Source organism: Geobacillus sp. PK12 (genome assembly GCF_004123125.1).
GTDB lineage: Bacteria > Bacillota > Bacilli > Bacillales > Anoxybacillaceae > Geobacillus > Geobacillus zalihae.
Window position 1 is genome coordinate 96514 of sequence record NZ_SDKL01000005.1, and the last position, 15238, is coordinate 111751.

16 protein-coding genes are annotated in these 15238 nt (G+C 54.4%); all 16 read right to left on the reverse strand.

The genetic code is table 11. From position 1 onward, the window contains the following. Entirely contained in the window at positions 1 to 1191 is a 1191-nt protein-coding gene (locus ETR37_RS03650; RefSeq protein ID WP_081132400.1) for a flagellar hook-length control protein FliK, read from the reverse strand. Beyond that, positions 1188 to 1799: a MotE family protein gene (locus ETR37_RS03655; RefSeq protein WP_015374410.1), complete on the reverse strand. Its 612-nt coding sequence runs from the start codon at positions 1797 to 1799 to the stop codon at positions 1188 to 1190. Before ETR37_RS03655 ends, ETR37_RS03650 begins: the two co-directional genes overlap by 4 nt. Further along, entirely contained in the window at positions 1800 to 2246 is a 447-nt protein-coding gene (fliJ, locus tag ETR37_RS03660) for a flagellar export protein FliJ (protein WP_014195451.1), read from the reverse strand. A gap of 42 nt (positions 2247 to 2288) precedes the next feature. Then, positions 2289 to 3599, reverse strand: coding sequence for a flagellar protein export ATPase FliI (gene fliI / locus ETR37_RS03665; protein WP_081132402.1), 1311 nt, complete (start codon positions 3597 to 3599; stop codon positions 2289 to 2291). Further along, positions 3577 to 4356, reverse strand: coding sequence for a flagellar assembly protein FliH (fliH, locus tag ETR37_RS03670; protein ID WP_015374408.1), 780 nt, complete (start codon positions 4354 to 4356; stop codon positions 3577 to 3579). Before fliH ends, fliI begins: the two co-directional genes overlap by 23 nt. Further along, positions 4340 to 5359, reverse strand: coding sequence for a flagellar motor switch protein FliG (fliG, locus tag ETR37_RS03675; RefSeq protein ID WP_015374407.1), 1020 nt, complete (start codon positions 5357 to 5359; stop codon positions 4340 to 4342). Before fliG ends, fliH begins: the two co-directional genes overlap by 17 nt. 12 nt (positions 5360 to 5371) lie before the next feature. Beyond that, positions 5372 to 6958 carry a flagellar basal-body MS-ring/collar protein FliF gene (fliF, locus tag ETR37_RS03680; RefSeq protein WP_015374406.1) on the reverse strand — a complete coding sequence of 529 codons (1587 nt, stop codon included), beginning with the start codon at positions 6956 to 6958 and terminating at the stop codon, positions 5372 to 5374. 81 nt (positions 6959 to 7039) lie between these two features. Beyond that, a complete protein-coding gene (gene fliE / locus ETR37_RS03685; protein WP_011230718.1) occupies positions 7040 to 7336 on the reverse strand; it encodes a flagellar hook-basal body complex protein FliE in 297 nt (98 codons plus the stop codon). Positions 7337 to 7355: 19 nt separating this feature from the next. Next, positions 7356 to 7808 (reverse strand): flagellar basal body rod protein FlgC, encoded by a 453-nt coding sequence (gene flgC, locus ETR37_RS03690; protein WP_013145762.1) that lies wholly within the window; start codon positions 7806 to 7808, stop codon positions 7356 to 7358. A gap of 3 nt (positions 7809 to 7811) precedes the next feature. After that, positions 7812 to 8201: a flagellar basal body rod protein FlgB gene (gene flgB, locus ETR37_RS03695; protein ID WP_011230716.1), complete on the reverse strand. Its 390-nt coding sequence runs from the start codon at positions 8199 to 8201 to the stop codon at positions 7812 to 7814. A gap of 197 nt (positions 8202 to 8398) precedes the next feature. Then, a complete protein-coding gene (gene codY / locus ETR37_RS03700; protein ID WP_011230715.1) occupies positions 8399 to 9178 on the reverse strand; it encodes a GTP-sensing pleiotropic transcriptional regulator CodY in 780 nt (259 codons plus the stop codon). Positions 9179 to 9194: 16 nt separating this feature from the next. Continuing rightward, complete coding sequence (gene hslU / locus ETR37_RS03705; RefSeq protein ID WP_015374405.1) at positions 9195 to 10589, reverse strand: ATP-dependent protease ATPase subunit HslU; 1395 nt, start codon at positions 10587 to 10589, stop codon at positions 9195 to 9197. A 17-nt stretch (positions 10590 to 10606) separates the two neighbouring features. Then, positions 10607 to 11149 carry an ATP-dependent protease subunit HslV gene (gene hslV / locus ETR37_RS03710; protein WP_011230713.1) on the reverse strand — a complete coding sequence of 181 codons (543 nt, stop codon included), beginning with the start codon at positions 11147 to 11149 and terminating at the stop codon, positions 10607 to 10609. A 23-nt stretch (positions 11150 to 11172) separates the two neighbouring features. Further along, positions 11173 to 12075, reverse strand: a complete 903-nt coding sequence (gene xerC, locus ETR37_RS03715; RefSeq protein ID WP_015374404.1) for a tyrosine recombinase XerC — start codon at positions 12073 to 12075, stop codon at positions 11173 to 11175. 95 nt (positions 12076 to 12170) lie between these two features. Beyond that, positions 12171 to 14246, reverse strand: coding sequence for a type I DNA topoisomerase (gene topA / locus ETR37_RS03720; protein WP_015374403.1), 2076 nt, complete (start codon positions 14244 to 14246; stop codon positions 12171 to 12173). Positions 14247 to 14324: 78 nt separating this feature from the next. Next, positions 14325 to 15206: a DNA-processing protein DprA gene (dprA, locus tag ETR37_RS03725; RefSeq protein ID WP_015374402.1), complete on the reverse strand. Its 882-nt coding sequence runs from the start codon at positions 15204 to 15206 to the stop codon at positions 14325 to 14327. Between the last annotated feature and the right edge of the window lie 32 nt (positions 15207 to 15238).

The following is a 15238-nucleotide window of genomic DNA, read 5'->3' on the forward strand; positions in this document are numbered from 1 at the left end:
TTATGCGTCAGCTTCGATCCCGTCTAGCGCAAACGGGAAGGAAGATGATGGCTCCCGCTTTTGTTTTTGCCGCGATTCGCCCTGCTGCTGCCCTCCTTGGCGGTTTCCGGAATATGGCGGCATCGCGGGGCTGTCATAATCCGACCAAACGGTCCATTTTTCGACCGTGATGGAACTCGCATCAAGCTGCTGAGCAAGCTGCGGCAAATGAGCGTAGAGCAACTCTTTCACCGCGTCGTTCGCCACGAGCAGCTTGGCGGCGAGCTTTCCACCTTCCTCTGTCATTTTCACCGTCACCGTCCCGAGATGTTCCGGATGCAGACGGATGACAAGCTGCATGACACCGTTTGGAAGCTTCATCCACCGCGCCGACCTTAGCGCGTGGGCGACTTGATCAGCGACGCTTCCGCCAGCTGACGCCGGCATCTCGCCGACCAACCCGACAGATGAAAAGGAGGGTGATAAAAGCGCAGGAGGAGTAGTGAACGAAGGAGCGGCCTCGCCGCCCTGCCCCTTGTCCCCCCTTTTTGGCAGCGAAACGTCTTTTTCGCCAGCCGGTCGCACAGAAGAAACTCCGTTCGGCAGCGCGACAACCGCCCTGTTGCCTCCCTGCTCACGGAACGGGCGCTGGTCGCCGTCGCTCAGGAGCAGTGGAAACATCCCGGTTTTTCCGCTGGAAGGCGAACCCGATTCAGCATCGATATGACCACGTTTTTGTCCGTCGGTTATGAACGCACGTTCCAATCCCGCTTCATCGGCCGCCGGCTGAGCGGCAATCTTTTCTTCACCATTCATCGCACCGACAAACGGAAATGTCCCATGATCACTCGTTTTCCCTTCCGCCTGCTGATCCGCCGCTAAAAGCGGCGCGCCTGCAGCTGCCGAAATTGGAGCGACAGCCCAAGCAGCCACGAGGGAAGGGGCAAGCCACAATGATTCGATTTGCGCCGGCTTCTTTTCCGCTGAAGATGGTTGTCCGGCTGCGCCCGTTTCCATTCCGCCATTTTGCCAATCTGGCTCTTTGTTTTTGCTCGACTCCTCTTGAAGCAAGCTAGTCTCTGCCCCAGCGGGCAATAACTCTTGTTGCTTATCAGCAAGCAACGCCGCAAACACGTTTGCGTTTTCCGCCTCTTTTTTCACCGCCATAGCGCCTGCCGATAGCGGCGCGTTTGCTGTGATCGTTACTTTCATTCGGCCGCCTCCTTCCCCATCGCCCTTTTACTTAACGATGCCAACAGTTTCGCCGCCTGCCCAGCCGGCATTTGTTCCAAAATGGCTGCCGCTTTGTCGCCGTCAATCTGGCTCAGTACACGGAGCGCTTCGCTCTCAGGCAGTTCCGCTAAAATCGCCGCCGCCTGTTTTTCCGACATGGCGTCATACATGCCGACGACATCTTCTTCCGTCAAGGCCGGCTCGTCAACAGGCTCAGCCTGAGCGTCCGTTTTCCCGCTTGGCGCAGACAGCTGGGCGATTTCCTTTTCCTTTGCCGCCAATTCGTTTTTCAACTGCTTGATTTGCTTTTGTTGGTCGGCGATCGTTCGTTTTTGCTGGTTGATCGTCTGCTGCTGAGCTTCAATCGTTTTTTGCAAAGCTTTCTCCCTTTTGCTCCAGTTGATCCACTCGGAGACAAACGGCGCCTTTATGGTCCACTGCTTTGCCGCCTTGGCCACATCAACGCCGGCAATGTTTAAAATCAACAACAGAAAGGAGGCGGCAAACGCACTCGGAATGACAATGACAAACAACAGCCATTGCCACCAACTCGCCTGCATTTCCTGTTCAACTTTGCTCTCCGCCATCTATACCTCTCCTTGCCTTGCAAAACGTTGAACCGCCATTTCATCGAGCAGGCGGCGTTCCGCTTCCCTCTCAAGCTGCTCGGCCCACCGCTTCATGCGCTCGCGCATTTTTTCGTATTTTTTCACTTCGATATTCAATTCCATCAAACGCTGCTGCCGGCGCTGCATCTGCTCGCGCGCCTGCATGACGACGAGCTGATAATGGTCGATCATCCGCTCTAAATTCGCCATATATTGCAGCCTAAGGCGAATGTCTCCAACGGACAGGCCGGCTTGAAGCTGTTCATCCCGAGCCGCCGCGCATTCTTCTTTTTCCTTGAGCAGGCGGTAAAGCGTTTCGGCTGCCTGCTCAAACCGGCGGACCGCCTCCTCGTATTCGCCAAGCGCCTTTTCTTTTTCTTTTTCTTTCATCGCCAGCACTTTTTGCAGCCGAAACGTCGGCGTCACATTTGTTCACCCTTTCATCGTCTGAACATGGCGCGCGATTTCTCACCGAACCGACAGCAAGCGCAACAACCTATCAATGCTTTCGGCGCGCGTCGTTTTTTCATCGATGTTTTGGCGGCAAAACGCCATCATTTGCGGATAAAATTCGATCGCCTCATCAATTTCTTGGGACGACCCCCGTTTGTACGCCCCGATTTGAATCAAATCCTCCGAATCGATATAAGTGGACAGAAGGCGGCGGAACCGGTTTGCCGCTTCGCGGTGCTCTGCGCTGATCATGTGGGGCATGACGCGGCTGACGCTTTTGAGCACGTTGATCGCCGGGTAATGCCCTTTGTTCGCCAGCTGGCGTTCCAACACAAAATGGCCATCCAAAATGCCGCGCACCGCATCAGCGATCGGCTCATTCATGTCATCGCCGTCAACAAGCACCGTATAAAACGCGGTGATCGTGCCGGAAGCGTTCGTTCCAGCCCGTTCAAGCAGCTTTGGCAGGAGGGCGAAGACCGATGGCGTATAGCCTTTCGTCGTCGGCGGCTCACCGACGGCAAGGCCAATCTCCCGCTGCGCCATCGCGACGCGGGTGACCGAGTCCATCATGAGCATGACATCCGCCCCTTGGTCGCGAAAATATTCGGCGATCGCCGTTGCCGTATAGGCGCCTTTGACGCGCATCAGCGCCGGCTGGTCGGACGTGGCGACGACGACGACCGAGCGGGCCAAGCCGTCTGGGCCAAGGTCGCGCTCTAAAAACTCGCGCACTTCGCGGCCACGCTCGCCGATTAAGGCGATGACGTTCACATCAGCCGACGTATGGCGGGCAATCATTCCCATGAGCGTGCTTTTGCCGACGCCCGAGCCAGCAAAAATGCCGACGCGCTGCCCCTTGCCGACGGCAAGCAGGCTGTCGATGACGCGGATGCCGACTTCAAGCGGTTCGACAATCGGCGGCCGAACGAGCGGATTGGGCGGATCGCGTTCGACCGAAACCGGCTTCAGCCCGGGCGGCAACGGGCTCCCGTCAAGCGGTTGGCCGAGCGGATCCAGAACCATGCCAATGAGCGCATCGCCGACGTGCACTTCAAGCGGTCGGCCGGTCGCTTCGACAAAACAGCCGGGAGCGATATGGGTCGTGGCGGAAAACGGCATAAGCAAGACGTGCTGTTCATGAAAGCCGACGACTTCGGCGGGAATTTTCCGGCATCCGCTCTGTTCATGGATGTAACAAAGATCCCCAATCGAGCTTTTCGGTCCTTTCGATTCCATCATCAAGCCGATGACGCGCGACACTTTGCCAAACCGTTTATACAAGTCGACAGCGTTGATTTCATCAAGAAGCGCCTGCCAGTTCAGAAAACGCCCCCTCCTTCAATCGCCGGTAGAGCGCCTCGCGCAGCCGCTCAAGCTGTACATCGACGCCCGCCTCGATGCGTCCAAACGGCGTCTCCACGACACATCCATATTCAGGAAGCGCATCGTCCGGGTAGATGAATAGATCAACGCGATGCGGAAACAGAGATTTCAGCAGCTCTTTTTGTTCTGCCACGATTTCGTAGCCGTGCGGATGCACATAAACGGCCACTTCCGTTTGCTGGCGCACTTCCTGCAACGCTTGGTGCACGAGCGGCAAAAAAGCGTTTCGATCGCCCTCAAGCGCGGCGCCGAGAATGCGTTCGGCCGCTTTTAACGCCACCTCCAGCATCGCCTCAGCCGTCGATTCGATGCGAGCGTAAAATTCGGTGTTCGCTCGCTCCGCCAAGCGGCGGGCTTGCTCAATCAACGCGCGGTGCTCGCTCAAAGCCTCCTCGCGCCCAGCCGCATAGCCGTCTTCATACCCGCGGGCGCGCGCTTCCTCGATGAGGCGCTCTTTCTCACGCTGCCATTCCTCTTTGTCGCGGGCCAACTGCTCGCGCACCGATTCGTAATATTGCTCTGCCTGGCGGCGAAGCTCGGCTGCTTCTTCCTTGGCGGCGGCGACCGCTTCCATCTCCCGTTGCCGATCGTCGCCGGACGATGGAAGATCGGAAACATGGCGCTGCACGACGATCGTCTTTTTCCCAGAGCGCACCGCCAATTTTGGCGCTTTAATGACGTTAGACAATAATATCATCTCCTCCCCCGCGCGCGATGACGATTTCTCCAGCCTCTTCGAGACGTCGGATCACGGCGACGATGCGCGATTGCGCCTCCTCGACATCACGCAGCCGGACTGGCCCCATATATTCCATTTCTTCTTTGAACGTCTCCGCCATTCTTGTCGACATGTTGCGGAAGACGATGTCTTTCACTTCATCGCTCGCCACCTTAAGCGCCAGCATCAAGTCATTGTTATCCACTTCGCGGATGACGCGCTGAATGGCGCGGTGATCGAGCGTCACGATATCTTCAAAGACAAACATCCGTTTTTTGATTTCCTCGGCCAGTTCCGGATCTTGGATTTCCAAGGCATCCAAAATCGTCCGCTCCGTGCTCCGATCGACTTGGTTCAGCACTTCCACGACCGCCTCAATGCCGCCGGCTTGCGTGTAATCTTGCACGACGGTCGCAGACAGCCGCCGCTCCAAAATTTGCTCGACTTCGTTGATAATCTCCGGCGATGTGCTGTCCATCAGCGCGATGCGCCGGGCGACATCCGCCTGCATTTCCTGCGGCAGCGCCGATAAAATTTGCCCTGCCTGCGCCGGCTCCAAATACGAAAGAATCAGAGCGATCGTTTGTGGATGTTCATTTTGGATGAAGTTTAACAGCTGCATCGGGTCGGCTTTGCGGGCGAAATCAAACGGCCGCACCATCAGCGCTGATGTCAGGCGGTTGATGATCTGCATTGCCTTATCCGGGCCGAGCGCTTTTTCAAGCACTTCTTTCGCATAGGCGATGCCGCCTTGGGCGATGTAATCTTGCGCCAGGGCGAGCTGTCGAAACTCTTCAAGCACTTCCTCTTTTTGTTCCGTCGTCACTTGACGGACGTTGGAAATTTCCAGCGTCAGCTTCTCGATCTCTTCCTCGGATAAATGTTTATAGACAGAGGCCGACACATCCGGGCCGAGGGAGATAAGCAGGATGGCTGCTTTTTGCCTGCCCGACAGCCCGCCTTTTCGTTCGCGCTTTGCCATACGCCGTTCCCCCTACTCTTCCGATAGCCACGTTTTTAATAGTTTGGCAAACTCATCCGGCTTTTCTTTCGCCAGACGCTCAAGCTGTCGACGGCGCAACGCTGCCTCCGTCTCCGGCGGCTCCGGCAAATCCGGCTCCGTCGAAAGCGGCGGAGCAAACAAGCGTTCTTCTTCCTCTTCCTCGTCTTCACGGCGGCGGCGCAGCCAGAGGAACAACAGCAAGGCGACGAGCAACAGCGCTCCTGCGCCGGCCGCATACCACCACCACACCGGCCGGTCCGGCGTCGATTGGGTGAATGTCGGCTTGCCGTTGAATTTTTGCACCGAAACGACGATGCGGTTGTTGATGTCTTGATCCGTGAGCGTTTGCGCCTCGCTTTTGTCAATTGACGTCCGAACGATTGTGCCTAGCAGTTTTTGAATATCATTGACCGTCTCGGGCGGCAGCGAGTTCGGATCATTAGGGTCAGGCGGCTCGACCATCACTTGGATGCCTAGGTCGCGGATTTTATATGGGCTTTCGACGATTTGCTTTTTGATTTTGTTTACCTCGTTGTTGATCGTCTCTTCGGTTCGTTCATAGTTGCCGTTTGTTGCGCCGTTTGCGTTTTGGTAGCCCGGCACTTCGTTCGCGCCTGTTCCAGCGGCGCCTCCGGGCGGCGCACCGCTCCCGGAGTACGTCTCTTTAATGCGCTGAACGCTGACGGCAATACCTTGCTTCGTTTTCTCGTCCACTGGAGAAACCAAATTTTCTTCTCGTTTCTCCTGCGTAAAGTCGACATCCGCCGTCACGGAGACGACGACTTTATCCTGCCCCATCATCGTGCCGAGCAGTTGCTGCACTTGGCGTTGAATGTCGCGCTCGATCTGCTTTTTGATTTGCTGCTGTGAGGCGAATGTCGCCCCTGTCGAATTTTCCCCATCATTTTTTAGGTCATAATACTCAAAAAACTGATTCATAATGACGATATTATCTGTAGAGAGATTCGGAACACTTTTGGCAACGAGATGATACAAGGCCCGAATTTGCTCGTCGCTGAATTGATAGCCCGGCTTCGTCTTCAGCACGATCGAAGCCGAGGCTTCACCTTTTCCATCGGAAACAAATACGCTTGGCTGCGGAAGGTTGATCATGACTTTGGCGTCCTCGACGCCGTCGATCGTCTTGATCAAGTTGGCGAGTTCCGTTTGCATCGCCTTCAGCTTCACCATATTGAACTCATTGTCCGTCATGCCGAAGCTCGCGTTTTGGCCGAAAAATGAATAGTCAATGACTCCACTGTTCGGGATGCCTTCCGCAGCGAGCTCGACTTTCAGCGCGTCCACTTGCTCTTTCGGCACTTTAATCGTCGTCCCGCCGTCCGCCACTTCGGCCGGAACGCCGCGCTGGTCAAGCGTTGCTTTAATTTGCCCCGCTTCTTGCGGCGACAAATTGCTGTAGAGGGGCACCATTTCCGTCCTTGTGGCGAAAAAGACGCCGACGCCAACGGCCAAAAGCACGGCCGCTGCCGCAGTGAGCACGAGCCATTTCTGCTTTTTTGTCCGTTCCTGCCAAAACGCGCGAGCGCGGCTCCACCACTCTTTCCATTTCCTTCTCATACAATTCCCCCGATGATCCAATACCTGCCGCCATAGCGCAACAATGGCGGCGGCTTCCGTATGTATTGCGATTCATTGCTGCTACAATGGCATGCGCATCATTTCCTGATACGCTTCGATCGCTTTGTTGCGGATCTCCAGCGTCAGCTGCAACGTGATGCTCGCTTTTTGCGCGGCGATCATCACATCATGCAACTGAACGTTCTCCCCGCGAACGAGCTTTTCCGTCAGCGCATCGGCTTGAATTTGCGCTTCGTTCACGCGGTTGAGCGCCTCTTTGAAAAATGCGGCGAATTGCTTTTGCGCCTCAGCCGGCTTCGCTGGGGGCGAAACGGCGGAAGACATCGTCAGCCCAATGCGGCTTGCTCCATCAATCATCGTTTATCCCCCTCGCATGCTATTTCCCGATCTCGAGCGCCTTCATGAGCATTCCTTTCGAAGCATTCAACACCGTAACGTTCGCCTCATACGAACGCGTCGCCCCGATCAAGTCCACCATTTCTTTCAGCGGGTCGACGTTTGGCAGACGCACATAGCCGTCGGCGCCCGCATCCGGGTGATTCGGGTCGTAGACGAGTTTAAACGGCGCCGGATCATCGACAATTTCGCGCACCCGCACTCCGCCGTCCACCGCGTCGGCACGGCCGAGCGCAGCCTGCAAATAGCCCGAAAACGACCCGCTCTGCGGTTCGATGATGACCATTTTGCGACGGTACGGCTCCCATTCGCCGTTGACAAGGCGGGCGCGCGTCGTATCGACGTTAGCGATGTTGGAGGCAATCACGTCCATGCGCAACCGTTGGGCGGTCAACGCCGAAGCCGAAATGTTTAGACTTTGAAACAAAGACACCCGTTATTTCCCTCCTTTAATCACGGTTTTCAACGTGGTAAATTTGCCGTTGAGCCGCTCGATTAAGGCATTGTAATAAATTTGGTTTTCTGCTAGTTTTGACATTTCTTGATCAATATCGACACTGTTTCCATTATGATTGTAACTCACCGTTGTGTCCGTCGTCACGATGATTTTTCCATTTTGTTCGTTTGGAAACGAAAAATGCTTCGGATTCGTCCGTTTGGCCTCAAGCCGAAACGCCCGTTCCAATTCAGCCTGAAAGCGCACATCTTTCGCCTTATAGCCCGGCGTATCGGCGTTGGCGATGTTGTCGGCGATCGCCTGTTGGCGAAGCGCAGCGTAGCGAAGCCCTTGTTCAAGCCAACCGATCGTCGCTGAAAAGAGCGCCAATGGAATCCCCTCTTTTCTCCTATTTTTCGACAATTTCTGCTAATTTTCATTTTACGGGAAAGAAAACCTAATGTATAGACGGAACTTGGTACTATTTTTCGACGATGCCATTACAGAAAAACGATGCCAAAGATGTTTGCCAACAACAAAAAACCCGCCGGGCCAAAATACCCAGCGGGCTTAGGCGGCTACGCCGTTCAGCTCGATTTCAATTTTTCCAGTTCGCTTAAAAACTTGTCGTTCAATACTTTAATGTACGTTCCTTTCATGCCGAGCGAGCGCGATTCGATCACGCCGGCGCTTTCTAGTTTGCGCAGAGCATTGACAATGACCGAGCGGGTGATGCCGACGCGGTCGGCGATTTTGCTCGCGACAAGCAGCCCTTCCGTTCCGTCAAGCTCTTCAAAAATATGTTCAATCGCCTCAAGCTCGCTGTAAGAAAGGGAGCTGATCGCCATTTGCACGACCGCCTTGCTGCGCGCTTCCTCTTCAATTTCTTCCGCCTTTTCACGCAGAATTTCCATGCCGACGACCGTCGCACCGTATTCAGCCAAAATGAGATCGTCATTGTCAAACTCGCGGTCAAGGCGCGATAAAATGAGCGTGCCGAGCCGCTCGCCTCCGCCGTTGATCGGAACAATCGTCGTCAAGCCGGTTTTGAACAAGTCACGATTTTCCACTGGAAACGCCGTATATTCGCTATTAATATCAATATTAGGAGACGTTTCCGTAATGTTGAACAAGTTTTTCGTGTATTCTTCCGGAAACTGGCGCTCCTCCAGCATCCGCTTCATCCGTTCGTTTTCAATCGATTGTTTAATGGCGAATCCAAGCAGTTTGCCGCGGCGGCTGACGACAAACACATTGGCTTCAATCACTTCGCAAAGCGTTTCTGCCATTTCTTTAAAATTGACCGGCCGCCCGGCCGCCTTTTGCAACATGGCGTTGATTTTCCGCGTTTTCTCTAGCAAGTTCATGGATTTCATCTCCTCCTCATAAAATAAACTCGCTTAAATCTTTGTTTTTGACGATGCTGCCGAGTTTTTGCTCGACATATTGCGGTGTGATGACGACCTTGTCGATTCCGATGTCCGGCGCCTCAAACAGCAAGTCTTCCAGCAGTTTTTCCAAAATCGTGTGCAACCGGCGCGCACCGATGTTGTCGGTCGTCTGGTTTACTTCAAACGCCACCTCGGCAATCTTACGAATAGCATCGTCAGAAAATTCAAGACTTATACCTTCTGTTGCCAAAAGAGCTTGATATTGTTTAATGAGCGCGTTATTCGGCTCGACTAATATTCTTACGAAATCGTCGACCGAAAGTTTCGCAAGCTCGACGCGGATCGGGAAACGGCCTTGCAGCTCAGGGATCAAATCCGACGGCTTCGCCATATGGAACGCGCCGGCGGCGATGAATAAAATATGGTCTGTTTTCACCGGTCCGTACTTCGTCATGACGGTCGACCCTTCGACAATTGGCAAAATGTCGCGCTGCACCCCTTCGCGCGAGACGTCGGCCGAGCCGGACACCGCTCCGCTGCGGGCGATTTTGTCGATTTCATCGATAAAAATGATGCCGGACTGCTCAGCCAGGCGGACGGCCTCTTGCGTCACTTCATCCATGTCGATCAGCTTTTGCGCTTCCTCGTTGATGAGCACTTTGCGCGCTTCACTCACTTTGAGACGCCGCTTTTTGCGCCGCTTCGGCATGAGGCTGCTCAAGGCGTCCTGCATGTTCATCCCCATCTGCTCAATGCCTGCCCCTTGCAAAAAGTCAAACCATAACGGCGTCTGTTCCTCGATTTCAATCGTCACCATCTCGTTTTCCAACTGCCCGTTTGCCAGCTGCCAAGCAACTTGGCGCCGCTTTTGTTCCACCTGTTCATCCTCATGGCTGTAGCTGTTGTCCGCTTGGGCTCCTTGGCCGCCAAACAGCAGCTCAAGCGGATTTTTGATTGTCTGCTTTGGCTTGCCCGGAACGAGCAGTTCAACAAGCCGCTTGTTCGCCTGCTGTTCAGCCCTGTCTTTCACTTCGTTCATTTTTCGTTCTTTCACGATCCGAACTGACGTTTCCACCAAATCGCGCACCATCGATTCGACGTCGCGCCCGACATAACCGACTTCGGTGAATTTCGTCGCTTCGACTTTGATGAACGGGGCGCCGACGAGTTTGGCGAGCCGGCGGGCGATCTCCGTCTTCCCGACCCCGGTCGGGCCGATCATTAAAATGTTTTTCGGCATCACTTCATCGCGCAATTTTTCATCGAGCAAACTGCGGCGGTACCGGTTGCGAAGCGCGATCGCCACCGCCTTTTTTGCCTCTTTTTGCCCGACGATGAACTGATCGAGCTTTTCGACAATCTGCCGTGGAGTCAACGTTTCCGCCATCATCGGCCTCCTCCTTTTTACAGCTCTTCAACAATAATATGGCCGTTCGTATAAACGCAAATGTCAGCGGCGATCTCGAGCGCCGCCTTGGCAATCTCTTTCGCGGTCATCGAGCCGCCGGCGTACTTCTTCAACGCACGCCCAGCAGCCAACGCATACTGACCGCCCGAGCCGATGGCAAGCATGCCATCATCCGGCTCAATCACTTCGCCCGTGCCGGAGACAAGCAACAAATGCTGTTTGTCCATAACAATGAGCATCGCCTCGAGGCGGCGCAACACTTTATCGCTCCGCCACTCTTTCGCCAGCTCAACCGCCGCGCGCGGCAAGTTGCCATTCCATTGTTCGAGCTTGCCTTCAAACATTTCAAACAGCGTAAACGCGTCAGCGACGGAGCCGGCAAAACCGGCGAGCACGTTTCCTTGGAACAGCCGCCGCACTTTTTTCGCTGTATGCTTCATGACGACCGCATTGCCGAACGTCACTTGGCCGTCTCCAGCCATGGCGGATGCGCCGTTATGGCGGATGGCAAAAATTGTCGTCGCATGAAAGGCTCCCATCATTTCCCCTCCTTGCCTGCGGGTTACGCCCGCGGATGCGCCTGCAAATAAATATGCCGCAGCCGGTCTTTCGTTACATGTGTATACACTTGCGTCGATGACAAATGCGCATGACCGAGCAGTTCCTGCACCGAACGGAGATCGGCCCCTTCGTTGAGCAAATGAGTCGCAAACGTATGCCGAAGCACGTGCGGGCTGATGTTTTGCGTCAGCGCAGCGGCTTCGACAATCCGATCCAAAATATGGCGCACTCCCCGAGGCGTGAGCGGATTGCCTCGGGCGTTGACAAATAAATAGCGGTGGTCCGCCGGCAGCTTTCTTGTCAGTTCGCGTCGGCCCCTATGGATATACCGTTCAAGCGCTTCGCGGGCCGGACGGCCGAACGGAACGTAGCGCTGCTTGTTTCCTTTGCCGTGAATGAGCACGGTTTCCGCAACAAAATCGACATCAGACAGCTGTATGTGACAACATTCACTAACCCGAGCGCCAGTCGCGTACAACAACTCAACCAGCGCCGCATTGCGCTGGCCTAGGGCCGTATTTTCATCATTGACAAGAAACAATGCTTCTAATTCTTTTGGGTATAAAAAATTAGGAATTTTTTGCTCTTTTTTCGGCAGTGTCGCGAGCGCAAACGGATTTTCGGCCGCCCGCCCTTCGCGCAACAAAAACTTGTAAAAGCTGCGCAGACTCGAAATTTTGCGGGCGACCGAACGGCTGGCCAACTGTTGCTCGTATAGTTTCGTCAAATATAAACGAACGTCGCTGTAGGACACTTCATTGAGCGCGCCGATTCCTTCCTCATCCATAAACCGGAAAAACTGCTCAATGTCACGCCGGTAACACACAATAGTATATTGTGAATAATTTTTCTCGATTTGTAAATATTCCATGAATAATTGTAACGCAAGTTTCGAATTCTCCATCGCCTCACCCCGCAACGGCTACTACATCGTACCATATTCATCCGCATGAACGCAACTGTTTTTTTATAAAATTCTGAATTGTATCCGATGCCTTTTCAAGCTTCTAGCCGCTCTTCATAGTCGCACGCCGTGCATTGCACTTGCACACCTTTTTTCAGCTCTTTCTCCACAAGCAGCCCCGCGCATTTCGGACACGGGCGGGCGAGCGGTTTATCCCACGAGACGAAGTCGCAATCCGGGAAACGGTCGCAGCCGTAAAACACCCGCTTTCTTTTCGTGCTGCGCTCGACGATGTTGCCCTCGCGGCATTTCGGGCACTTGACGCCGATTTCTTTGACAATCGGCTTCGTATGGCGGCATTCCGGAAAATTCGAGCAGGCGATAAACTTGCCGAAACGGCCCATTTTGTACACCATCGGACTGCCGCACACCTCGCAGTCAATGCCGGCCGGCTCATCCTTAATCTCAACTGCGCGCATTTCTTTTTCCGCCACTTTCAACCGTTTTTCAAATTCGCGGTAAAACTCGTCGACGACTTTGATCCATTCCACTTTCCCTTCTTCAATTTCGTCCAATTCTTTTTCCATTTTCGCCGTAAACTCGACATCGATAATTTCCGGGAAAAATTCGAGCATCAGCTCGACAACGATTTCGCCGAGCTCGGTCGGGACAAACCGCTTGTTCTCAAGGACGACATAGTTGCGTTTTTGGATCGTATCAAGCGTCGGGGCATACGTCGACGGGCGGCCGATGCCGAGTTCCTCCAACGTTTTGACGAGGCGGGCTTCCGTGTAGCGCGGCGGCGGCTGCGTAAAGTGCTGCTTCGATTCGATCGTTTCGCTCTCAACTGTTTCCTCTTCTTCCAAATCCGGGAGGATACGGTCCTGCTCTTCCGCTTGATCGTCCGTTCCTTCAATATACACTTTCATAAACCCTGGAAATTTCACCTTCGAGCCGCTGGCGCGGAACACGACACCGTTGTTTTCCAACTCGACGCTCATGGTGTCAAGCACGGCGGCCGCCATTTGACTGGCGATGAACCGTTCCCAAATGAGTTTATACAACCGAAACTGGTCGCGCGTCAAATACGGTTTCACTTTGTCCGGATCGCGAAATGCCGATGTCGGGCGGATCGCTTCATGGGCGTCTTGGGCGTTCGTGCTTTTCTTCTCTTTCCGCTTTTCCTGGTTGACATACATAGCGCCGAACGTCGCCTCGATATATGCCGCCGCCTCTTGCTGCGCCGTCTCGGCGACGCGCGTTGAATCGGTGCGCATATACGTGATCAAACCGACCGTCCCTTCGCTGCCAAGATCGATTCCTTCGTACAGCTGCTGGGCGATCATCATCGTCTTTTTCGTCCGGAAATTCAGTTTGCGCGCCGCTTCCTGCTGAAGCGACGACGTCGTAAACGGCGGCACGGGGCTGCGCTTGCGCTCTCGTTTTGTCACCGTTTTCACCGCAAATGCCGTTCCGTTTAAGCGGTCCAGCACGGCTTTCACATCCGCCTCCGTCTTTAAATCGCGCTTTTGTCCGTCAATACTGTAAAACGAGGCGGCAAACGTCTCTCCTTCTTTTTGAAACGTCGCTTGAATCGTCCAATATTCTTCCGGCTGAAATTCGCGAATTTCTCGTTCCCGATCGATGATGAGGCGCAGCGCCACCGATTGGACGCGGCCGGCGCTTAATCCTTTTTTCACCTTTTTCCATAAGAGCGGGCTGATGTTATAGCCGACGAGGCGGTCGAGCACGCGCCGCGCCTGCTGGGCGTCAACAAGATTCATATTGATCGCGCGCGGCTTTTGAAACGATTGCTGAATCGCATCCTTCGTGATCTCATGAAAGACAACGCGGCAATCAGAGTGAATGTCCAGATCGAGCATGTGGGCCAAATGCCAGGCGATCGCCTCTCCTTCGCGATCGGGGTCGGCGGCAAGAAACACTTTTTTCGCTTTTTTCGCCGCCGTTTTCAACTCTTTGATCACCTGGCCTTTGCCGCGGATCGTAATGTATTTCGGCTCGTAGCCGTGGTCTATATCAACGCCCATTTGGCTTTTTGGCAAATCGCGGACGTGGCCCATCGACGCTTTGACTGTATATTTTTTTCCCAAGTATCGTTCGATCGTCTTCGCTTTCGTTGGCGATTCGACGATAACTAAGTAGTCTGACATCCATCTTCCACCCCTAGGAGGTAAATTGAAATCTTCATTATTATTAATGATTATTGCCGCATTTGTCAAACATGTGCATTACACGTACGGGAATTCATCCAAAATGTCCGCCGCTTCTTGCACTAGTTTTGCCCCGTGCTGAATGAGCGTATTCGGCCCAGCGGATTCCGCCAAACCGATCGGGCCGGGGACGGCGAACACTTCCCGCCCTTGCTCAAGCGCATACGCGGCGGTAATGAGCGAACCGCTTTTTCGCTTCGCCTGCACGACAAGCGTGCCGAGCGACAGCCCGCTGATGATGCGATTGCGCGCGGGAAACTGCCATGCCTGTGGGCGCGTTGCCGGCGGATGCTCAGCGATGACCAACTGTTCGTTCATCAGCAGGGCGGCGAACGGTCGATGTTCTTTCGGATAAATGTGGTCAAGTCCCCCAGCGATGACGGCGATCGTCGACCCGCCATGCTGGACGGCGAGTTGGTGGGCGCACACGTCAATCCCAAACGCGAGCCCGCTGACGATCGTAAAGCCGGCGGCAACAAGCGGCGGCACCAATTTGTTCAACGCTTCGATTCCTTCTTTCGTCGGCCGCCTCGTGCCGACGATGCTGATCAGTTTCCGCTCCTGAAGCAAAGCGGGGGCCCCCTTTGCATACAGCACCCACGGCGGGGCATAAATATGCCGAAGCAACGGCGGATAGTCATGATCAAACACGGTGACCACATGAATGCACCGGTCCATATATGTTTTTATCACACGTTGCACATCGATGGAATGCAAATCATGGAAAAAAGCGGTCCATTGAGCGTCGGAAAGCGGAACGAGCGGGCGGAGATCATGAGGAGGCAGAGAAAATGGAGCGGTGAGCGTCGGATCAACCTTCAGCAAGGAATGAATCGTCTTCCATCCTGCCCCGCGGCAATGATGGAGATGGATAAGTCGGTCGCGGACCGTATCGTACATACTGATCCCCTTTCTTTTTTCACCTTCAGCAT